The organism is Deltaproteobacteria bacterium, from assembly GCA_026388415.1.
GTDB lineage: Bacteria > Desulfobacterota > Syntrophia > Syntrophales > JACQWR01 > JAPLJV01.
Genome location: JAPLJV010000044.1, coordinates 36164 through 57092, shown reverse-complemented (window position 1 = coordinate 57092; position 20929 = coordinate 36164). Strand labels below are relative to the sequence as shown.

Below are 20929 nucleotides of genomic sequence, written 5' to 3'. Positions count from 1 at the left end.
CAGATTTCGGAGGGAATTTTTCGGATGAACGAGGGTGTGGATAGCTTCCTGAAACAAGGCCCCCTGCAATTCTGGCAGAGGTTCACTCTTTCGATCAGGAATAAACGACTATGAATTTTTGACAATGTGATGGAAGAAAACAATCACACGCCGATGAATCAATCCCCTAAACAAAAGACACTGCTCCGCTCTTTATTGGAAGTGATGTTGCTGGTCCTTACTGTGATCGCCGCATTTCAATATGCTAATTATCTGATATTTCCAGGAATGACGATATTTTATTCGCACATTATCGGGATTACTTTTGGTGTAATGGTTATAGGTGCTACAGCTTACCGGGTGCAGAAAAGACAAGAACAACTATCGCTTGAAAAGATTGTGGAAACTGAGAAGCGGATGCAATTTGAAGCATCTCTCTTGGATGTCGCAGAGAAGTACCACAAATTGTTTATTGATTCGATGGATGGCGTATGCCAGACAACGCTTGATGGAAAAATTGTTGAAGCCAATCAGGCATTCTGCGACATTTTAGGCTGTAACGTCGAAGGGATAATTGGTGAATCGATCACTCAATTTTATGACAATCCGGAGGATCGTGTAAAATTTCGCAATGTTATCGAGAAAAATAAGGGCATTAAAAATTATGAGATAATTCAGAAAAGAAAAGATGGTCAGAAAATCATCTGCTCAATTTCATCCTCCTGTTATTATTTAAAAAATGGGGAACTGAGCGGGTATCTGAGTATTGTTCGCGACATCACTGACAGCAAGTTGCAGGAAGCATATAGAGAAATGGGAATGGAAATCCTACAGATACTAAACGAGTCAAGAGATCTGCAGGATGCCATCCAGCTCGTCCTCGAAGTATTGAAGAAAGGGACAGGATTCGATGCCGTGGGTATTCGCCTGCAAGATGGGGATGACTTCCCGTATTTCGCCCAGGATGGTTTTTCCAATGATTTTCTGCTGACGGAAAACTCGCTAATCGAGCATGCCACGGATGGCGGAATCTGCCGGAGCGAGGATGGTAGCGTCAGGCTCGAATGCACTTGCGGTCTGGTCATTTCCGGCAAGCTCGATTCAGCCAGCCCACTCTTCACACCGGGGGGGAGTTTCTGGATAAACGATTCCTTCCCTCTCCTCGACCTTCCGTCCGATCAGGGTCCCCGACTTCATCCACGCAACCGATGCATACATGAAGGCTATGCCTCTGTGGCCCTGGTTCCCATTCGGAACAAGGAAATGATTGTTGGTTTGCTCCATCTCAACGACCGGCGCAAAGGAAGCTTCTCCCTGGAGACGATTGAGCTCCTGGAAGGAATAGCATCGCACATAGGCGAGGCAATAATGCGCAAGCGGATGGAGGAGCAAATCCTTTCCCTTTCAATCACCGACCAGCTCACGGGACTGCATAACAGAAGGGGGTTTTTATCTCTTGCGGAGCAGCAGCTTAAACTGTCAATAAGGAATAAGACTGAAATGCTGCTCTTTTTTGCGGATCTGGACGGACTGAAGTGGGTTAATGATACGCTGGGTCATGAAGAAGGAGATAAGGCGCTCATTGAAGCAGCCACCGTGTTAAAAGAGACCTTCAGAGCCTCCGACATAATTGCTCGTCTGGGAGGAGATGAATATGCCGCCCTTGCCGTAGATATAGCCAAAGAAAATTATAGTGTCTTTACCATCCGGTTGCAGTCTCTGATTGACACAAGAAACAATCAGGAAAACCGGAGATACAAACTTTCAATCAGTGTCGGTTGCTCTCACTATGATCCTGAAAATCCCTGTTCTATTGAAGAACTCATGGTCTCTGCGGACAAATTGATGTATGAGCAGAAGCAAAACAAGAAGAGCCTTCTCCCTCAAGGGAACTCCCTTTCAAACAGTATTCATTGAATTTTACGATTTACGTTTCCAGGGACTTCGCGATGCGCGATGCGCATTTCAAGATTGTAGTTCTATCTTCCGCCCTTCTTCATCTCATCCAGCTCCCGCCTGTTACGCAGATGGTCTGGCCCGTAACATATTCGCCTTCGTCAGAAACAAGGAACAGGACTGTATTGGCAATGTCCTGCGGCGTTCCTTTGCGGGGGTAGGGGATCTCTTCGCGCATCCTTTCAATTTCTTCTTCCGGATAGATGTTCGGGATAAATTCATTATAGATAAAGCTCGGAGCAATTGTGTTGGCGGTAACATGGTAAGGCGCCGCCTCCATGGCAAGGCAGCGTGTGAATGCCATGACGCCGGCCTTTGCCGCAGCATAATGGGCATGTCCGGCCTTAAGACCCCTAAACCCCGCCACAGATGTCATACTCACAATACGTCCATATTCTTGCTTCATCATCACAGGCAGAACCGCCCGGCAGCAATAAAAGACCCCCCGCAGCGACACATTGATGACAAGCTCCCAGTCTTCATCACTCATATCTACGATCCGGGAAGGACGGTTTGTACCGGCATTGTTAAAGAGGATGTCTATACGGCCCAAACGTTCAATGGTTGCGCCCACGGTACGTTCAACATCGTCCCGGTTTGCTGCATCGCATGTCATGCCGAGGGTTTCCGTGCCGTATTCCACGCGTATCGCCTCTGCTACTGCAGTCGCCCTCTCCCTGTGCGCATCGGTCACAACAACGCAGGCGCCTTCCCGTGCGAACGTGCGCGCGACTGCCTGACCGATCCCCGCCCCGGCTGCCGCCGTCAGGAAGGCCACTTTTCCCTTTAATTTCATATTCCAACCCCGTTCAATGTTTAAGCGCTTATTAAAATCTTAATTTTGCCGCCCGCTGCGCTCTTTGATAAGGCATTGCTTCTGTCCAAAAGAGCAATGATTGGAAATGAAGCATCATGCGATTTTCTCTGACATACTTTTTATTCTTTTCTTTTATGGGCAATAACCGTTATCTCAATGGCTGCTCCTAATGCAAGCGCACTAACTCCAATGGTTTCTCGAGCTGGTTTATTATCGCCAAATCTTTTTGCATAAATTGCGTTCATATTCGGGAATGTGCTCATATCAGTGAGATACACGCTGGAACGGGCAACATCAATCAATCCCAACCCTACACCTTTTAACACCGCCTCGATGTTATTAAATACTTGTTCAGTTTGCTCCTCAATCGTGCCGCTGACTAATTTTCCGGTTTTAGGGTCTAATGGTAACTGACCGGAAAGATATATTGTATCGCCCGCAATAGATAGCTGAGAATAAGGGCCAACTGCTTTAGGTACATCAGGAATATCGTTCATGAGCTGCACGCCAGTTGTCGTAGTTGGCGCTGTCAATTTTGGGGGTGGTATTGCTAAATCATTCATTTCTCTCTCCTATAAATCGTTGTTTGATGATGTAAGGCCCACCAGCCTCAAACCCCGGCCAAACCCAATAAGTAGTTCCGGCTCCTTTCCGCTTCCTGGAGTGGATTTTCCGAAGCCGCGTTCTCGAGCAGGAGATCGCCGGTGAAAGAAATTTTCCGGACCCAACTCAGGATGCCGGAAAGATCTACCCGGCCAGGGCCGAGGTGGGGCAATATTCCCTCGGCCGATTTTTGTTTCAAATGAACCGAGACCAGCGAGCGAGGTGCGAGCGATTCCCAAAAACGCACCGGCGGTTCGAGAATCCGGCCCCCCGGAAGGTAAAGATTGGCCTCATCGTAGACCATGAAAAAGCCGGCCCCGGTGGCTATTTTCCCGGTGAAAAGCGCGGACTGGTTCGAGTTTTCCACCGCCTGGATTACGGGAATTTCGCTTGCCAAAGAGAGGTAGCGGCCCAAGTTGGCGGCGGCGGCCGACGTGTCAATCGGCTCCGGGGAACTGAGATCCACGAGGCGTATCCGGGCACAGGGGGGAGAAAGAAGAAAAGCGAGTTTTTTTGCGGAAATGATCTGCCGGTCATGCGCCTCCTCATCGTCCGGCCTGCTCAACCAGGGATGCTGCAGGGCATAGGTGAAGGTAATGCCCAATGTTTTTTCCTGGAAACGACGGATCCGCTGAAAAAAGGGGCGATCCACCTGCCTAATAGCTGCGGCGGGATCGCCGCCCGCTGAGAGCGCCTCGCACACCCCTCTCCATGCGGCTGCCGGGTAATGTTCGGACACCTTCTCAATTTCGCTTAAAAAAAGGCCAAAGTCCGAATTTCTCAGGTAATCGCCGTCCCTGATCTCGATATCCGAGAAGCCTTCCCTTCCAAAGCACAGGGCCAGATCCTCAAACTGGTCTCCAGCCAATAGACACTTGGCCCAGATAGTAGACACCACCCCAAGCCTTTCCATTGCCTTTTCCTTTCCCTGCAACTGATGATTACTTATACCATGGCGCGAAAGCGCAAGCAAGCACGCATATCACGTTACTCAATCCCAGAATAAAACCATCCAGCTTCATTTGTTGTATAATAAGAGAGGTGGCGGACATTCTCAGGCCACGCGGTCGCGGGGCTCCCGTCCGGCAAAGATGGCGTCCAGGTTGTCGAGCGCCCGGAACCCCATGGCGTCCCTTGTTTCCTTGGTGGCGCTGCCGATGTGCGGCATCAGGAATACGTTCGGCAACTGCCGGTATTCCGGATGAATGTCCGGTTCGTTATTGTAGACGTCCAAACCGGCGGCGGTCAGCTTCCCTGATTTGAGCGCCGCTATCAGCGCTTCATCGTCAATAACGGCGCCGCGGCTCGCATTGACCACAATGGCGCCGTCCGGGAGGAGGGCGATGCGCTCGGCGTTCAGCAACCGGAAGGTTGTCGGGGTGGACACGCAGTGGAGCGTTAAAAAATCGCAGTGCGGCAGCATATCCTCAGGGGTCTCGTGATAGATTGCTCCTTCCTCAAGCGCAGGCGGCATTCTCTGTATGTCGGTATAGTGGATCTCCATGTCCAAGCCGCGGGCGCGTTTGGCGACGACCCGACCGACGCGGCCAAATCCGATAATACCCAGCCGCTTGCCCGTAACCTGGACGCCCACCATGAAACTGGGGCTCCAGTCCTTCCACTGGCGGGTGCGGACCAATTGCTCTCCCTCGCTGGCGCGCCGCGCAGCACCCAACATCAGCATCAAGGTCAGTTCCGCTGTGGCATCGGACAACACATCGGGGGTGTTCGTAACGATGATCCCCCTCGATCTGGCGGTCGCGGTGTTAACGTGGTCGTAGCCTACGGAAAAATTGGCAATGGCGCGGACACTTTTGGGCAGACGGGCAATCACTGCGGCGCTGAATGTTTCCGTGTGACAGGCAAGAATGGCGTCGGCGCCACCGGCGCGTTCGATCATCTCGTCGCTTGCATAGGGAACGTCCCCGGGATTGAAACGGGGGGCATAGTCCCGTTGCAGACGAGCCTCCACGGCCTCGGGCAGCTTGCGGGTAACAAGGATAACGGGCTTCATAACTATATCCTCTGTAGATGGAGCCAATTGCAAAACTCGTCACACCGGTGAAAACCGGTGTCCAGCGCGCTCGTAACGCATTCAAATTTCTGGATTCCGGCCTCCGCCGGAATGACCTACGGGGCATTTATGCGACTTTTGCAATTGCCTCAATGTTATGACAAATCGCGTTGTTATTTTCCGGCGATCGCCATCTGGAGCAGTTGCACCGGGTGCATTACTTTCACACCCTGCGTGGGGTCGAGATGGTTGGCAATGGTCAGATTGCAGCCCGGGCAGCAGGTGGCCAGTATATTGGCCTTCGTGTCGTGGATGTTGTCCACCTTGCGTTTGGTGATCTTCCGCGATATCTCCGCATGCTCCACCTGGAAGGAACCGCCGCCGCCGCAGCAATCACCGGCACCCGGCAATTCCACATACTCCACCCCGGGCAGGGACTTCAGGATGTTCCGGGGCTGAATGCTTATCTTTTGCCCCTTGATGAGATGGCAGGGATCGTGGTAGGTGACCCGGACCGTGGGGCCGCCTTCTTTTATTGTGGGCTTCATCGCGGGCAGCCAGTCCCGGTGCTCTTCGATAAAGACGGTAACATCCTGCAACTTGGCCGAGAGCAGTTCCGCCGCCTTGATTTCCTCATCCTTCACATCTTCGCCCAACTGGCGCAGATCGAGTAGCAGGTGGGCATACTCGTTTTTCAGGGCAGCGCCGCAGGTGGCACAGTCCACCACGACGGCGTCAATGTCCGGGCGGGCAAAGGTGGCAAGCGTGGACCGGATACACTTTAGCGACGTCTCGCGATCACCGGACATAAAAATGGGAAGGCCGCAGCAGGTCTGCTCCGGGGGAATGATGACTTCTACACCCATGCTGTTAAGCACAGCCACTACCGCGATCCCGATATCACCGTAGAGGTAATTGGTTGCGCAACCATGGAAATAGAGGACTTTCGCCCTGACGGTTCCTGCGGGTTTCACCACCTCAAGAACCATCCGGGAGAACGGTTTTTCGTTGAAGGCCGGGATCCGCGCCACATCCAGAGCGCCGGCGTGCAGTGACGATTCCATCCGGGAACCCCCAAACATCTTCAGCGCCCATTTGCCGAACCAGGCCGAGGGGGACATCATCCACTGATTGGCCAGCAGTTGGAACATCACTTTCTTTTTCCAGTCAATGCCATACTGCTGCACGGCCCGCCAGCGGACGCCGGAAAAAAGGTGGTCTCCGTGAACACCGCTGGGACAATTGGCCACGCAGGAACCGCAGAGCAGGCAGGAGGAGAAAAAAGCGTTTTTCACCTCTTCGGAAAGTTGCAGGCTGCCTTCGGAGAGGTACCGGGAAAGCTGAACCTTGCCGCGGGGCGTCGCTTCTTCTATGAGCTCCTCTTTGTAAACCGGGCAGTGGGCAATGCATAAACCGCATTTGATGCAGTGATAGATATTTTCCTTCGTATTTTCACTGAATAACGACCCGTCTGGCATAATTCTTCCTTTTTTATGAACCAAAGCACGGAATGCAAATAAAGGCGTCCGTGCCGCCGCTAAATGCCTCCCGCCAGCCGGCCCGGGTTCAGAATGCCTGCCGGGTCCATTTTTTCCTTCAGGCGGCGCATGACCACATAATCGCTCCGGGGCTCTCCCCAGACACTGACCGTCTCTTTAATCTTCCGCGGGCATAACTCGACGACGAGATTGCCGCCTTGTTTCCGCGCCTCAGTCGTAAGTTTGCCGATGAGCGCGATTATTCCCTCCATACTTGTCGAGGCGCCGGTGTTCAAAAGCAGGCAGGTATAGATGATGCCGCTGCCGGCATGGGCAATGAAGGCGGCAGCGACCCCCGCCGCCTGCGCCATTGCTTCGTAACTCTCCATAATTGCTGCCTGCCGCGAAATGAGGAAATTGGATCTGAGGATAACGGGATGGGTAAACTCCTCCGTGAGATCAAGGGCGAAGTCGCGAATCTGGATCCAAAAGGCTTGGTCTTCCGTCCCTTTCAGGACCTTTACCGCGACAGCCCCTTCCTTCCGGGCATCTTCACCGATTGCGGTGATCTGCCGTTCCACCGCCTCCGGAACACCTTCCAGACTGAAGGCCGCAAGATAATTGGTCTTTTCGCCCAGCCGGGCGGCGGCCTTACTTTCGAGAAGCTCCACGGCGGAGGGCAAGAGGGCGGAATGGATGATTTTCCGGATGAACTGGCCGGCTGCCGCCGGCGTCGCGAAGGATACCAGCACCGTCGCCGAGGCCTCCGGGAGCGGCAGGAGTTTCGTCGTAATTTCGGTTATGACGCCCAGACCTCCCCAGGAACCGATCATGAGCTTGGTCATGTCGTATCCGGAGACGTTTTTTACCGTCTTACCGCCGAAAGAGACGATATCTCCCGTGGGCGTAACGGCCTTAAGACCCAGCAGCAGGTCCCGGGCAGAGCCGTAGACGAACCTCTTCGGCCCGCTGGCGTTGGCGGCGATGATGCCGCCCAGGGTGGCTTTTTCCGAATAGGGGGGATCGAGCGGCAGGAAATATCCCTTCTTTTCCCCGGCCAGAAGCTTCTGCACAGCGGCCAGAGTAAGCCCTGATTCCACGGTCAAGCTCAAGTTGGCGATGTCATTATCAACGATCCGATTCAGACGCGCCGTGGACAGTACCAGGTCAATCCTGGTGGGAATCCCGCCCGCCGCCATCTTGGTGCCGCTGCCGCGCGGTACGATCGCCAGCTTCTCCGTATTGGCATAGAGAAACAGGCTGGATATTTCGGCCGCACTCCCGGGGCAGACGATGGCCTGCGGCGCCAGGCCGTCCACCGCACAGGCCTGAAGCCTGTCGGAATCCTGTATCACATTGGACTCTCCAACAATCCCTTTAAGGACGGAAGCTAACTGGTTGGAATTGGACATGCACGGTCTCCCTTCCTGCTTATGCCGCTTTTTCCTGTTCCGGCAGCACCTTGCCCGGATTGTAGATGTTGGCAGGATCAAATGCCTGTTTTACCTTTGCCATGGCGGCCAGATCATAAACGCTGCAAACCAGAGGCATCCCGCGCAGCTTTTCCGCACCGATGCCATGTTCGCCGCTGATCGTCCCCCCCATCTCCGCACAGAGCTTCATGATCTCCGTTGCGGCGGCGTGAACCCGCTCCAACTCGTCTTTGTCCCGTTCGTCAAAAAGTATGAGCGGGTGCAGATTCCCGTCCCCCGCATGAAAAACATTGGCGATAGGCAGGTTGTACTTCTTGCCGATGGCAACCACCCCGGCCAGCGTTTCGGGCAGCCGGGTACGGGGCACCGTGCCGTCATTGACCAGGTAATTGGGACGCAGTCTGCCTACCGCGCCAAAGGCACCCTTGCGACCGGCCCAGATCTTATCGCGTTCCGCCTGGTCCCGGGCAACCCGGATCTCACGAACGTTGTGTATTCTGCAAATTTCCATGATGCGCTCCGTCAGCCGTTCCATGCCGTCCTTCAGGCCGTCGAGCTCAATAATCAGGATGGCCTCCGCATCGGTGGGAAATCCCAGGTGGTAAGCTTCTTCCACAGCCTTGATGGTCAGGTTATCCATCATCTCGAGGGTGGCGGGTATAATGCCATCGGCAATGATGGCTGACACGGCATTGCCTCCCTCGCCGATGGAATTGAAGATGCACATCATCGTCTTCACGGCTTCCGTCTTCGGCATAATACGGAGGATGACTTTGGTCATGACGCCCAGCGTTCCCTCGGACCCGACAATGATGCCCGTCAGGTCATAACCGGGGTTGTCCAGGGTCTTGCCGCCGATCTGCACGACCTCTCCATCATAAAGGACCAACTCGCCCCCCAGGACATGGTTGCTCGTGACCCCGTACTTAAGGCAATGGGGGCCTCCGGAGTTTTCGCCGATATTCCCTCCAATCGTACTCACTTTTTCACTGGCGGGATCGGGCTGGTACAGATAGCCGTGCCGGGCCAGCATATTTTTCAGATCCAGCGTAATTACGCCGGGCTCCACTACGACCCGCTGATTCTCAATATCAAGCTCGATGATCTGGTTCATTTTGGTCATGACGAGACAAATGCCGCCCGGCAGGCAGATACTGCCCCCGCTCAGGTTTGTCCCCGCTCCCCTGGCAATAACGGGAATACCGTTTTTGCAGGCAAATTTCAGGATATTGGACACCGCCTCCGTGGAAGTCGGAAAGACAATGCAGTCCGGTCTCGAACGGATCAGCGAGGCATCATACTCGTAGAGCCTGAGCTGCATCTCCGAATCCAGTACATTGTCCTTACCTGCCAGGCGAGTCAGTTCGGCGATCATATCTTCTTTTTTCATCGTGAACTCCTTTCGACGGCCCGGATTGTAGCATCCGTAAAATAACCTGTCAAATAGTTTTGCTTCGTCACGTAAATTCCATTTGCGCTTAGGCGCTGCAGCGCGTATTATAACATCGCTTGGTCAGGAGGGGTACAAACGTGTATCTAACTTCATTTATACACCGGAATGCTTTGTTCAATATTGCCGAACGCTGGTTCTGTAATCGCCCGGAGCCGGGTGACTGCCGCTCCCTTACCGAAATTCTCATCTGTGACGGCTTTGTCATCAATGAAACACTGGCGGTACTGACCAGGCGCCTGCTCAACATGATACACCAGAGACCATTCCATCAGCAGTGCATCCGCTCCAAGGGGGAACTGCGCGATATTATCTGCAATGATAACCGGGATGCGCAGCCTCGGGTGGCGGCGCTTTTTAATCGCTACCGGGAAAACCCGGACTATTACTACCGGGAAGCCCCCATAAATGGAGTGGTCTGCCTTGATGAGCAGAATCATTTGCTTGGATCGTTCAGAATGAAGCGACCGAAAAGAATTGCTGAAAAAGCGAATCGCAGAATCGCTGACTGGATTTTTGAAAAAGTCATCGGACGGGCTCAGGAAATGGCCCAGGAGAGGGCGCAACTCTCAGGAGTCCCACTCGACGGGTTCGTAACCACTGCTGAAGGCATGGTAACAGAATTCATCCGGGCGGAAGAGTTCATCGCCGGGGGCTTTCGAGACGGTAGTATCAGGTTTGATAGAGCCGCTTCAACGATAAACGACGTGGGCGCGATAAAGATCGTGGCAGAAAGCGATGATCTGCAGCAGCTCAAAAACGCACTGATGCAGAATCCGGACATTACGGTTATTGAACAGGAGGACTTCAATGGCAAGTATCAAGCCACCAATATGATCCTTGAAGTCCCCTGGGATGCTGAATATGCCTGTCAACGATATCGGGAGGACATGGCCTGGGTACGGTATCTGGGGCGTGGAATTCCTGAAGAGGAATTGAAAAAGGGATTGGAACTCTTCCTGGGCGATGCGGAGTCGAAGATAAACATCGAGTTAATACTCTCCACCTTCCCGGACATGGTCGAATCCGAATTCGGTAACAGCATCCATGAGGAGAGGATAATCGCCCAGAGGGATAATAAAAACTACCGGGGCTTTATTCCTATGAACGTCGAGTTCCTGGTCGAATCCCTTTTCGCGGTCGGATTCAGCCCCAGGATTGATATTGATCAGGCGCCGATCAAGTTGTGGGGAAGGTACCTGCCCGAGACGCTGAGCTCATACGTCCGGCATCTGCATAACCTGCCCGAGCATGATCTCACCCATTAAGGGACGTCATGGACTACCACCAGCCTGCTGATCAATCACAAGTAGAGAACCATTTCCTGCCTGGCGCAGCACATTCGGCCCGCCACCTTTGACGCGGCTGAGAATGGCGAGCCCCGCGATGAAAAAGGCGGCAATGGAGAGAATGGCCGGCCTTTGGCTGCCGAAGGCCACGGAAACCTGGCCAAAAACGAGCGGGCCGATAATCGCCGCCGTCTTCCCCACTAAGGAATAGATGCCGAAGTATTCCCCCTCTTTACCTTTGGGGATGAACTGGGTGAAGAAGGCGCGGGTGCCGGCCTGGACCGATCCCAAACCGAGGCCGGCAATGCAGGCCACCAACCAGAACCAGGATTTCCCCTGGACCAGGAAGGCCGAAATCGAAACTATACACCAAAGCAGCAGGGAGAGGCTGACCACCCGTTTCGGTCCCCAGGTGTCAGTTGGTTTTGAAAGCAGAAAGGCACCCGCGAGGGCCGTGATCTGAACCACCAGATACATGATAATCAGTTCATTCTGCCGGAAACCGAAGGTAGTGGTGGCCAGGCTGCTCGAGAAGACGATGACCGTGTTCACCCCGTCTTCATAGATCAGGTAGGCCAGAAGGAACTTTCGGGCTTCCCTGTTCCCCCAGATCTCCCGCAGGGTCTCCCAAGCCTTACTGATACCCGTGCGACCGGCCTGGGAAGCGGTCATTGCCGACTGCACATCCTGGGGCAAAAAAAGGAAGGCGGGTAGAGAGAAGAGGGCAAAGAAGCCTGCCGCCATCAGCCAAATCAGTTCAAACCGGCCGGTTTTTGCCAGAGGAATTGCGATGAGCAGGGAGATGATGGAACCTGCATAGCCAACGGCAAAACCCCAGCCCGACACGCGCCCCTGATGATGGGCCGGCGCGATCTCGGGGAGGAAGGAGTTATAAAAGACCAGCCCGCCCTCCATGCCGACGGTGGCCAGCACAATCAAAATAAAGCCCGGCAGGATCGCCCCGGCGGTGAGGAGGCTGAAGCCCGCGACGGCGGCAATGCAGACCGTCGTGTAGAGGGCCAGCAGCCGCTTGCGCAAACCAGAATAGTCGGATATGCCGCCAAGGAAAGGTGAAGTCAGCGAGACCAGGAGCATACTTGCCGAAATGGCCCGGCCCCACCAGAGGTCGCCTTGACCTGCGGCATTCCCCACGATAACGTTGATATAATAGACTTGGAAAATGACGGCCAGAATGACCGCCGAATAGCTCGAATTGGCGAAATCGAAAAGGCACCAACTGAAGATCTGTTTTTTATTCATAAATTAATCAGCTCACAGCATCTCCGCGCCCGGATGCACTTCCGCCAGCGATGCCGCCAGCAGGGCGTGCAATTGTGACCTGATCTCACCCATGAGCGGATCGCCGTCGCTGCCATATTCACCTTCCGGCGCCACATCAATGGCTTCCCCGACATCCACGATCGCGCGGAGCGGCCTGTGGATGCGCGCAATGTCGGTCGTATCTTCTTCGAAACGCTCCACCGTTTCCAGGATACGTTCCGGCGTCGGCGCTGGTGTGAAATAGCCGGCCGGATAGTTATACAATTGCTGGGCGAGGTAGATGTCGGCCAGGTGTTTTTCACGGCGTTCCTGCTCCGGCGGGGGCAAGGCATCGCCCGTCATGTCGGGCAGGATGGCCTTCCGCAGCGCTTTGACACGATGGACCACGTCGCCGCTTTGCCGCTCTTTCAGCCACTCCTCCTCGAGCGGCCGGAGGATGCGTTCAATGAGCTGCTGCACGCGGGCGACAATCTGACCGCCCTGCGGCTCTCCGCAATACTCGATCTCCTTGAGGGCCAGCATGGCACTGCCGACTTTCAGCACCCGCTCGGTCAGAAACAGCTCCCGGTGCGGGCGCCAGGCCAGGCGCGCTTCCAGATCTGCCAGGACGGGAGTTACGGTAGCCTCGATATCGCCCTCGAAAACATAACGGATAGCCACCGGATGGATCACGATCCGGCCGGGAGGGGTGAGGGCGGCGCGTTGCCGGGCCGCGGCGCGGGCCATGATCGCCGTACCTTCCATGAGATGATTTAGGCGATCGTTGTGTCGTGAAAGGACGCCTTCCGGAAACAGCAGCAGCGGCCGCCGGGCCGCCGTCAGCAGTCGGATGGCATATTTCAGGCCTTCCCGGTCCAGGCCTTCCCGGTAGATACTGAACACCCCGAGGCGCGGCAGGAGCCAAGCATAGAACCGGCTCTGCATGAACACATGCCAGCTCGCCATGATATAGAGCAGGCAGTTCACTTGTTCGGCCAGCAAGCCGACGACAAAGGGGTCGCACGGCCGGGTATGATTGGCCGCCAGGATGACGCCGTGACCGGCGGATAGAGAGGCGCGAATGTGGTCGGCGCCTCGGCAGGTGACGGCGGTCACACCATGGCTCTGGCGCAGGTAGAAAGGCAGGGCCGGCAGCAGGAGTTGCGACCAGAAGTTGCCGTGGCGCGGCGGTACAAAACGGTAAGGTTTGGCGATAACTATCTCTTGCATCAACGTCTCTCGGTAACTTGTTCCATCGGCCGGGCATTGTACATGATTCAGATATCAATGAACAGCATTTCCTTGCGGCGCAGTGAGGTGCTGCAGACCTATTCATCGTTGACAATCCCGGAACTGGGCTTATATTTGAGTTGCGAGAATTAATTTTAACGGCGGAGGCAATATGAAATGCAGAGATTATGTCGAGACCTTTGAAAATCTCTTCATTTTGTCATCCCGGACTTGATCCGGAATCCAGAATGTATTGAAAATACTGGATTCCGATTTGCATCGGAATGACGATTTTGCAGCATTCAAGAGAAATTCAAAGGTCTTATGTCATGAATCATCAAAGGAATACTTGAGACCATTGAAGGGGGGTGTAATCCGGGGACATCCGGATTAACATATATTCCTTAACAACCATGTGGCTATCGGTTGTATATGAATGGTCATGTTGCCTGACTGGAGAGAATCTTCTCCGTTTGCTGTTAGAATCAAGCCTTCCTGCAAATTCAACGACGACATGGCCGCCTTCAATGCCCGGATCTCTCTTTCCCTGATCTGCTCCTGTTGGAGATTTTCAGCGACCTGGATGAGCAGACCCGCATGAGGCAGATAAAAATCAACCTCATAGCCGTCCTTGAGGGTAAGATAGTAGATGTCCCGTCCCTGGCGCCGCAGGGCAAGGAAAATGAGATTCTCCAACAATCTGCCGCGATTGGGGGAGAAGGCAAATCCCACGGCGCGGGCCAGACCTGTGTCTATGGCGTATATCTTTTTCGGGGCAATCTGCTGACGCTTTACCGAGTAATCATGGACGTTAATGGTGAACAGCAACCAACTGGCTTCCAGGTACCCGATATAATTCTTTACCGTATTGACGCTGCCCAGTTTAAGCTGTCCTTTGAGTTTATTGAAAGATATCATGCCCGCCGGGTTGCTCATCAGATAGAAGGCTAGTTCTTTCAACGCCCTCAGGTCATCGAAACGATAGCGCGCTGCAATATCACGGTACAAAACGTCGTCGTAGAGCGCCCGGTGCAACGGAAGATCGGGATACTTGACCGGTTCGGGAATACCGCCCTGTTCGAGGTATTCATCCAACTGGCGCTGCAGGAGGGCTTTTTCAGCCGTGGTCAGGCGATCCAGATCGGGCAGATCATGTCCCTTAAAAGTCAGGAACTCGCGGAAGGAAAAGGGCAGCAAATCGAAGGGGAGGTAACGACCGGTCAAGCGGCTTCCCAATTCATCACTGAGCAACGAGGCGTTTGAACCGGTGATGTAGAATTTCAATCCCATGTCCATGAAGCGGCGGACAAAATGTTCCCAGCCGATGACATTCTGGATTTCGTCAATCATAAAGACGGTTTTCTCACCGAAGCTTTCTATCAGCGCCTGATAAAGGGAATTGGCGTCTTCGGCCTGGAAACCGAGGAAGCGCTCATCTTCAAAGTTAAGGTAATAAAAGGTGTTTTCTCCCAACTGGTGGGCGATTTGCGCTAACAGAGTTGACTTCCCGACCCGGCGCAGACCGGAGATGATCACCGCGTGGGGCAGTGCGGCCGCTTTCAGCAGTTGCGGGAGCTTTTCTCGAACCACACCGGTCTCCCGCTTCCAGAATGTCTGTAACTGCTCCCGGAGCATGGCCCTGATCTGTTCCTTTGACCACTTGGCTTGCCAATTGTTTTCATTCATAGCGAAATAATACCGTCTAATGTTTTCATTGTCAATGAAAACAAACCATTTTAGCTTAGCGCCTCGAACTGGAATCCCTTTTCCGTTGCCCCCGGCATTGACAACTCTGAGTCTCCATCACAGGGGGGTTATTCTGATTTCTCACGCTCAACCTGATAGCTGTAACGAGCCTGCTCCAGCCTCTCATGGTGATACGCGCCCCATTCGGCAATCATCTGAACCGTTTAAAATCAAGCTCCTTCAAGTTTGAACCCTTTTTCCCGAAATAATCTCAGACAGGCATCGGCAACGGCGCTGTCGTAAAATATATCTCTGTTCTTCTCGATTTCTTCCAGAGCCGCATCAATACCCAAACCGGGACGATAAGGCCGGTGCGAGGCCATGGCTTCCACGACGTCGGCAACAGTAAGAATGCGTGCCTCCATGCAAATTTCATCCCCTTTCAGATTTCTTGGATAACCGGAGCCATCCATTCGTTCATGATGCTGAAAGACAATCTCGGCCAGGGGCCAGGGTGATTCCACGTCTTTCAGCATCTCGAATCCTCTGCGGGCGTGCTCCTTAATCAACGAAAACTCGATTTCCGACAGCTTGGTAGGCTTCGACAATATCTCAGCAGGGATGGATAGTTTGCCAATGTCATGGATCGAACCGGCCATCCGGATGGCGGCGATTTTCTCCTGCGGCAATCCCATCTCCATGGCGATGGCCCGGGCAAGATTCGCGGACCGGACCTGGTGACCGGCGGTATAGGGATCTCGTGTTTCCACGGCGGATACCATGACCCGGATGGTCGTTTGAACCGCTCTTCTGAGGTTTTCGACTGTACGCTGAAGTTCCTCCTCCGCTCGCTTGCGGTAGGTGATGTCCACTGCCGTACCTTCTAAACGGGAGATGTTCCCGGCGGCATCATTCATGGCACGGGTACTGGCTGATGTCCATATGGTACTCCCGTCTGTCCGGTATACCTGTGCCTCAAAATTATTTACTTCTCCATTTTCATTGAGGTAACCGAGGTATTTTTCTCTGTCTTCAGGATTTACATACAATTGCTTACCGATTTCGGTAATACCCGCTAACATCTCTTCCGGGGATGCAAACCCGTGTATACGTGCCATGGCGGGATTGACAGCAAGAAAACGTCCTTCAGGCGTTGTCTGGAAGATACCTTCAATGGCATTGTCAAAGATAGAGCGGTATTTCTCTTCGCTCTCCCGCAATGCTTCCTCCGCCTGCTTGCTCTCGGTGATATCAATAGCGAAACCCCGCAACCCGACAGGCTTGCCGTCCTGGATAATGGCCGTTGAATGGATCATGGCCGGGAAGATAGTCCCATCCTTTCTCTGCATTGTGTATTCGTTCGAGCCAATATTTTCCCGATTCATCATTCTTTGGGTGTTTTCCAATGCCCGACCACGGTCATGGGGAGTAACCGTGTCCAACAAATTCAAACCACCCGCAAAGTCCTCTGGGGTATATCCAAAGCGATCAAAGGCATTCTTGTTAGTAAAGGTCAGAGTGCCCTGTGCATCTGTTTCAAAAACGGCTTCAGGCAACAGTTCGGCCAACTCCCGGAAGCGCTTCTCGCTCTTCCGCAACTCCTCCTCAACCTTACGTCTCCGCTCCACTTCTTTAATGACAATCCCGGTCTTAATTAACATATAGAGGAAGAATCCAATGCCGATTACGAAAAAAATGGCGATCAATAAGATCCTGTCCTGGAATCCACTTAGGGTACTTGTAACCTCGTCCTCGGGAGTGGCAACCACAATGGACCAAAAGTTATCTCCCACGCGGATGGGCATGAACACGGCGTGTTTGATCGTTTTACTGACGGCGTCTCCCCGTATTCGATCAAACAAGTAAGTCGTAACACCCTGCTCGCCCCGGATCATCCTTTGCGCCATGGCAAGGATGTCGGGAAATTTCCGACAATTGTCGAAGACGGAGTTGCCCACATGACCAGGGACCGGACAGGAGAGTTCAATGCCATTCCTGCTGATCACCCAGGCATAACCATCCTTGCCGATCCGGATATCATCTATGTACCGCTTGGCGATGAAATCGAATGAGAATAGCATTGCTAAAGTGCCATCAAAAGAGCCACGTCTGAAAATGGGGGCACGAACAATTATGGACTGGAAACCACGCCGGTTTGTGAAGACGTCGCTGACAGTGATTTGATGTGTGCGCTTGGCTTTCAGAAAATCTTCCATTCTTGTTACAGGCTGACCGATCACCTTCCGGTCGTAAGGTTCGGCGTAAAGAATCCGGCCATGGCTGTCCTCTCTAGAGATGATGCTTACCCCTCCGACGTGGGACGAAAGAAATTCACGCATCAATCTTTTTCCTGATTCATCTATGGCGACAAGGTGTTCATTTTTTGAATAATTCTGCAGAATATTGATGTTATCGCCCAAAAAAGTCTCAATGCCTCTGGCAGCCTGCTTCGCGTGTATCAGTTGTCTGGCATTGAGACCCTCGATCATTTCCTGCCTGACATTCTCATAGGTTATATAAAGCAGGACATTGCCGACCGCTATGAAAAGAAAGAGAATAACGATATGTTTTCCGTAACTTCTAAAGAAATTACTCATTGTCCCTTTCTCCATGTGCTGCGACTCCTTTCGAGAGGTTGATGTCCACCCCCCTTTTCCCACTGCCAGCGTCTGATTTTTTGATAGAAACAATCACACTATCGCTCAGCGAAACGGCATGTGCCGACCACTCCGTCAAGACAGTATAGATTCTGCTGCTGTGGATAAACACAGTTTGGGTTATGTGTCAAATGGAATAGTCGCTTGCATGCACATTGCCATTTCAAATCTTGAACCCTGATGCACAAATAGAATGTGGAGGTGATATTTCAGATCAATAATAACCCAGCAGCCCATCGCGGGGAATATCGCCGGGAATCATCTTGGTCGGACCTTGCTTGATTGCTTTTTTGGCGGCCTGAATTCCGGCTGACAGCGCGGCAAGATTTAGTTTTTCCGTGCCTCGGGGCGTGCGGTTCACAATCGCCATGCGCATGGCCTGGGGAGACACTAAGGGGGTAAGCTGGGTCAGGGCGCCCAGGGCCGCTATATTGGCTACCACTTCCCGGTGTAACTTGTCCCGGGCGATGCTGGTAAAGGGTATTCCAAAGGTTGCGACCGGCGGAAACTGGGAAACGAAGGTAGAATCCACAATCACCAAGCCGTCCGGCTTCATGTCGCTGAAGAAATCGTCACAGGATTTCTGGTTCATGGCGAGCAGTAGATTCGGGTGCTCCGCCTCGGGATAATCTATCTCTTCATCGCTGATAACCACCTCTGCCTTGCTGGACCCGCCCCGCGCTTCCGGACCGTAACTCTGGATCTGCGTAACGTATTTGCCTTCATACAGGCCTATCGCTTCTGCCAGTATAATCCCCATCAGGATCACGCCCTGTCCTCCGGAACCGCCCAGACGGATCTCATAACGCCACGCCATGTCTATTCCTCCGTTCCCCTGGCCCGTTTTCGTAAATCAGCATACAAGTCATGGTACGAGGGGATAATCCTGTCCACCAGAACACCGGTTATGATCTTATCCACCCGTTCCTCCGGTTTCAAGTCGGTCGCCCGTTCCACCGATACGGCGTGATCCCGCTGCCATTTCAGCATTTCCACAGCCGATCCCATACGGTTAAGTTTGCCGTAATGGGTGTGGCAATGGGATATCACCTCTACCACGGAAAACCCCGGCTTCAAAAACGCCTTTTCCATCAGGGCATCGAGCTGTTTGGCATGATAGACCGTTCCCCTGGCCACAAAAGCAGCTCCGGCCACTGTCGCCAGATCGGCAATATTAAAGGCCTGTTCGATGCTATTATAAACCGTGGTGGTGGATTTCATGCCGCTGGGCGTGGTTGGCGAGATCTGACCGCCCGTCATCCCGTAAATCTGGTTGTTCACGATAATGGCCGTGACGTCAATATTTCTGCGGGCGGCGTGGATGAAATGATTGCCGCCGATGGCGACGGCATCACCATCGCCCATGATCACGATCACCTTCAAATCGGGCTTGGCCAGCTTAATCCCGGTGGCAAAGGTGAGCGCCCGTCCATGGGTGGTGTGAAGCGTGTGAAAATCCACATAGACCGGCAGTCTTCCCGAACAGCCGATGCCGGATACGATTACCACCTCGTCCTTGCTGTAACCGATCCGGTCTATGGCCCGGATCAGAGCGCCCAGCATAGTCCCGATTCCGCATCCCGGGCACCATACGTGGGGGAATTTCTTGTCGTGGCGCAGGTACTTATGGATCAGCTTGGTGAATTCCGGCATCACGCTACCTCCTTGATCTTCCGGAGAATTTCTTCGGAGGTGATAATCGTTCCATCCACCTTGTTCAGGGTGAACACCTTCGCCACTCCGGGGTTGACGCGTTTCACCTCGCGGGAGAGCTGCCCCATATTCATCTCCGGAACGACCAATATGCGTGAAGTCTTCAGCACTTCCGTAAGCGAAGACCTCACAAACGGCCAGATGGTGATGGGGCGGAGCAGCCCGGCCTTGATGCCCATCGCCCGCGCTTCCCGCACCGCCCGCTTCGCGGAACGAGCCACACAGCCATAGGCCACAACAGTAATCTCGGCATCCTCCGTGGCGAAGAGTTCTGCTGTCTGGATATCCCCCAGATTCTGGCTGATCTTCCGGAGGAGACGCATAATCAGGGGACCGTCCTCATCGGGGCGCGAGGTTGGGAAGCCCCGTACATCATGGGCAAGACCGGTTACATGGTAACGGTACCCGCTGCCGAAATCCGCCATGGCCGGTATTCCCCTGGGCGTATCCTCGTAGGGGATATACCACTCCGGGGGGACCGTCGGCCTCGGACGATCGCATATCTCGATGTCTTCCCGGGCGGAGAGCGTCATCTTCTCCCGCATGTGGGCAACGGCCTCATCCAGCAGCAGGATCACAGGATTGCGGTATTTTTCCGAGAGGTTGAACGCGCGGATGGTCAGATCATAACATTCCCGTACCGTTGAGGGGCACAGGACGATGCTCGGATGGTCGCCGTGGACGCCCCAGCGCGCCTGCATGACATCGCCCTGCGAGGGTGAGGTGGGGAGGCCCGTGCTTGGCCCCCCCCGCATGACGTTGACTACGACACAGGGGATTTCCGTCATCATGGCAAATCCTAAATGCTCCTGCATCAATGAAAAGCCGGGGCCGCTGGTGGCGGTCATGGATTTGAGGCCGGCGAGCGATGCCCCGATAACGGCGCCCAAGCTGGCGATTTCATCTTCCATCTGAATGAAGGTCCCATCAACGAGGGGGAGCCGGACGGAAAGCAGTTCGGCAATGTCCGTGGCCGGAGTGATAGGATAGCCGGCAAAAAAGCGGCAGCCGGCCCGGAGGGCGCCCTCGACAATGGCTTCGTTGCCCTGCAGCAGGTATTCCTGAGGATTTCGTTTTTTCATTGCACCTTATCTCCCTTGCCTGGTTCCCGCGGAGGCGATACACTGATGGCAAAATCGGGGCAGCGCAGCTCACACTGACCGCAACGGACGCACTTTTGAGCGTCCTTCACAAAGGGCGCCCCTGCGTCATCAATAGCCAAAGCGCCGGAGGGACAAAAGGCCACACAGATGCCGCAGGACTTGCACCAGGCCTTGAAGATGTCTATCTCGGTCTTGTCGTCGGTCAGCGATTTTTTCATGGTCTTACAAAAGCCTCACACTGGGGCGCTGATTCTTTTCGCC

General features: G+C 53.8%; 17 protein-coding genes. 2 read left to right on the top strand and 15 right to left on the bottom strand.

Annotated elements, in window-relative coordinates:
- Positions 1–267 precede the first annotated feature (267 nt).
- A complete protein-coding gene (locus NT140_09915; protein MCX5832182.1) occupies positions 268–1896 on the top strand; it encodes a diguanylate cyclase in 1629 nt (542 codons plus the stop codon).
- A 79-nt stretch (positions 1897–1975) separates the two neighbouring features.
- Here the strand turns inward: NT140_09915 and NT140_09910 are convergent, their stop codons facing one another.
- The 7 genes from NT140_09910 to NT140_09880 form a co-directional block, all read right to left on the bottom strand.
- Positions 1976–2731, bottom strand: coding sequence for an SDR family NAD(P)-dependent oxidoreductase (locus tag NT140_09910; protein MCX5832181.1), 756 nt, complete (start codon positions 2729–2731; stop codon positions 1976–1978).
- A 140-nt stretch (positions 2732–2871) separates the two neighbouring features.
- Positions 2872–3315 (bottom strand): Rid family detoxifying hydrolase, encoded by a 444-nt coding sequence (locus NT140_09905; GenBank protein ID MCX5832180.1) that lies wholly within the window; start codon positions 3313–3315, stop codon positions 2872–2874.
- A gap of 47 nt (positions 3316–3362) precedes the next feature.
- A complete protein-coding gene (locus NT140_09900; protein MCX5832179.1) occupies positions 3363–4268 on the bottom strand; it encodes a hypothetical protein in 906 nt (301 codons plus the stop codon).
- 141 nt (positions 4269–4409) lie between these two features.
- A complete protein-coding gene (locus NT140_09895) occupies positions 4410–5369 on the bottom strand; it encodes a D-glycerate dehydrogenase (GenBank protein ID MCX5832178.1) in 960 nt (319 codons plus the stop codon).
- A gap of 173 nt (positions 5370–5542) precedes the next feature.
- Complete coding sequence (locus NT140_09890) at positions 5543–6847, bottom strand: (Fe-S)-binding protein (GenBank protein MCX5832177.1); 1305 nt, start codon at positions 6845–6847, stop codon at positions 5543–5545.
- 59 nt (positions 6848–6906) lie between these two features.
- The gene (locus NT140_09885) at positions 6907–8259 is read right to left on the bottom strand and encodes an FAD-binding oxidoreductase (GenBank protein ID MCX5832176.1); all 1353 of its coding nucleotides are present in this window, start codon (positions 8257–8259) and stop codon (positions 6907–6909) included.
- A 19-nt stretch (positions 8260–8278) separates the two neighbouring features.
- Positions 8279–9670: an FAD-binding protein gene (locus tag NT140_09880; GenBank protein ID MCX5832175.1), complete on the bottom strand. Its 1392-nt coding sequence runs from the start codon at positions 9668–9670 to the stop codon at positions 8279–8281.
- A 140-nt stretch (positions 9671–9810) separates the two neighbouring features.
- On the opposite strand from NT140_09880, the gene NT140_09875 reads away from it, so the two are divergent.
- Complete coding sequence (locus tag NT140_09875) at positions 9811–10998, top strand: hypothetical protein (GenBank protein ID MCX5832174.1); 1188 nt, start codon at positions 9811–9813, stop codon at positions 10996–10998.
- A gap of 6 nt (positions 10999–11004) precedes the next feature.
- Here the strand turns inward: NT140_09875 and NT140_09870 are convergent, their stop codons facing one another.
- The 8 genes from NT140_09870 to NT140_09835 all read right to left on the bottom strand — a co-directional run bounded on the left by NT140_09870 (position 11005) and on the right by NT140_09835 (position 20886).
- Positions 11005–12279 (bottom strand): MFS transporter, encoded by a 1275-nt coding sequence (locus NT140_09870; GenBank protein ID MCX5832173.1) that lies wholly within the window; start codon positions 12277–12279, stop codon positions 11005–11007.
- Positions 12280–12291: 12 nt separating this feature from the next.
- A complete protein-coding gene (locus NT140_09865) occupies positions 12292–13509 on the bottom strand; it encodes a 1-acyl-sn-glycerol-3-phosphate acyltransferase (protein MCX5832172.1) in 1218 nt (405 codons plus the stop codon).
- A 390-nt stretch (positions 13510–13899) separates the two neighbouring features.
- Positions 13900–15195 carry an ATP-binding protein gene (locus tag NT140_09860; GenBank protein ID MCX5832171.1) on the bottom strand — a complete coding sequence of 432 codons (1296 nt, stop codon included), beginning with the start codon at positions 15193–15195 and terminating at the stop codon, positions 13900–13902.
- 230 nt (positions 15196–15425) lie between these two features.
- The gene (locus tag NT140_09855; GenBank protein ID MCX5832170.1) at positions 15426–17807 is read right to left on the bottom strand and encodes a PAS domain S-box protein; all 2382 of its coding nucleotides are present in this window, start codon (positions 17805–17807) and stop codon (positions 15426–15428) included.
- A gap of 259 nt (positions 17808–18066) precedes the next feature.
- On the bottom strand, positions 18067–18669 hold the full coding sequence (locus NT140_09850) for a 2-oxoacid:acceptor oxidoreductase family protein (GenBank protein ID MCX5832169.1): 603 nt from the start codon (positions 18667–18669) through the stop codon (positions 18067–18069).
- A 2-nt stretch (positions 18670–18671) separates the two neighbouring features.
- Positions 18672–19505: a 2-oxoacid:ferredoxin oxidoreductase subunit beta gene (locus NT140_09845; GenBank protein MCX5832168.1), complete on the bottom strand. Its 834-nt coding sequence runs from the start codon at positions 19503–19505 to the stop codon at positions 18672–18674.
- Positions 19505–20647, bottom strand: coding sequence for a 2-oxoacid:acceptor oxidoreductase subunit alpha (locus NT140_09840; GenBank protein MCX5832167.1), 1143 nt, complete (start codon positions 20645–20647; stop codon positions 19505–19507). Before NT140_09840 ends, NT140_09845 begins: the two co-directional genes overlap by 1 nt.
- On the bottom strand, positions 20644–20886 hold the full coding sequence (locus tag NT140_09835) for a 4Fe-4S binding protein (GenBank protein MCX5832166.1): 243 nt from the start codon (positions 20884–20886) through the stop codon (positions 20644–20646). The genes NT140_09840 and NT140_09835 overlap by 4 nt, the downstream gene beginning before the upstream one ends.
- Positions 20887–20929: the final 43 nt, after the last annotated feature.

Bases quoted from the DNA above. Each gene is read 5' to 3' on its own strand.
- NT140_09835 (MCX5832166.1), bottom strand. From the start codon at position 20,886: ATGAAAAAATCGCTGACCGACGACAAGACCGAGATAGACATCTTCAAG.
- NT140_09850 (MCX5832169.1), bottom strand. From the start codon at position 18,669: ATGGCGTGGCGTTATGAGATCCGTCTGGGCGGTTCCGGAGGACAGGGC.
- NT140_09860 (MCX5832171.1), bottom strand. From the start codon at position 15,195: ATGAATGAAAACAATTGGCAAGCCAAGTGGTCAAAGGAACAGATCAGG.
- NT140_09900 (MCX5832179.1), bottom strand. From the start codon at position 4,268: ATGGAAAGGCTTGGGGTGGTGTCTACTATCTGGGCCAAGTGTCTATTG.
- NT140_09855 (MCX5832170.1), bottom strand. From the start codon at position 17,807: ATGGAGAAAGGGACAATGAGTAATTTCTTTAGAAGTTACGGAAAACAT.
- NT140_09915 (MCX5832182.1), top strand. From the start codon at position 268: ATGACGATATTTTATTCGCACATTATCGGGATTACTTTTGGTGTAATG.
- NT140_09840 (MCX5832167.1), bottom strand. From the start codon at position 20,647: ATGAAAAAACGAAATCCTCAGGAATACCTGCTGCAGGGCAACGAAGCC.
- NT140_09870 (MCX5832173.1), bottom strand. From the start codon at position 12,279: ATGAATAAAAAACAGATCTTCAGTTGGTGCCTTTTCGATTTCGCCAAT.
- NT140_09895 (MCX5832178.1), bottom strand. From the start codon at position 5,369: ATGAAGCCCGTTATCCTTGTTACCCGCAAGCTGCCCGAGGCCGTGGAG.
- NT140_09880 (MCX5832175.1), bottom strand. From the start codon at position 9,670: ATGAAAAAAGAAGATATGATCGCCGAACTGACTCGCCTGGCAGGTAAG.
- NT140_09885 (MCX5832176.1), bottom strand. From the start codon at position 8,259: ATGTCCAATTCCAACCAGTTAGCTTCCGTCCTTAAAGGGATTGTTGGA.
- NT140_09910 (MCX5832181.1), bottom strand. From the start codon at position 2,731: ATGAAATTAAAGGGAAAAGTGGCCTTCCTGACGGCGGCAGCCGGGGCG.
- NT140_09905 (MCX5832180.1), bottom strand. From the start codon at position 3,315: ATGAATGATTTAGCAATACCACCCCCAAAATTGACAGCGCCAACTACG.
- NT140_09865 (MCX5832172.1), bottom strand. From the start codon at position 13,509: ATGCAAGAGATAGTTATCGCCAAACCTTACCGTTTTGTACCGCCGCGC.
- NT140_09845 (MCX5832168.1), bottom strand. From the start codon at position 19,505: ATGCCGGAATTCACCAAGCTGATCCATAAGTACCTGCGCCACGACAAG.
- NT140_09890 (MCX5832177.1), bottom strand. From the start codon at position 6,847: ATGCCAGACGGGTCGTTATTCAGTGAAAATACGAAGGAAAATATCTAT.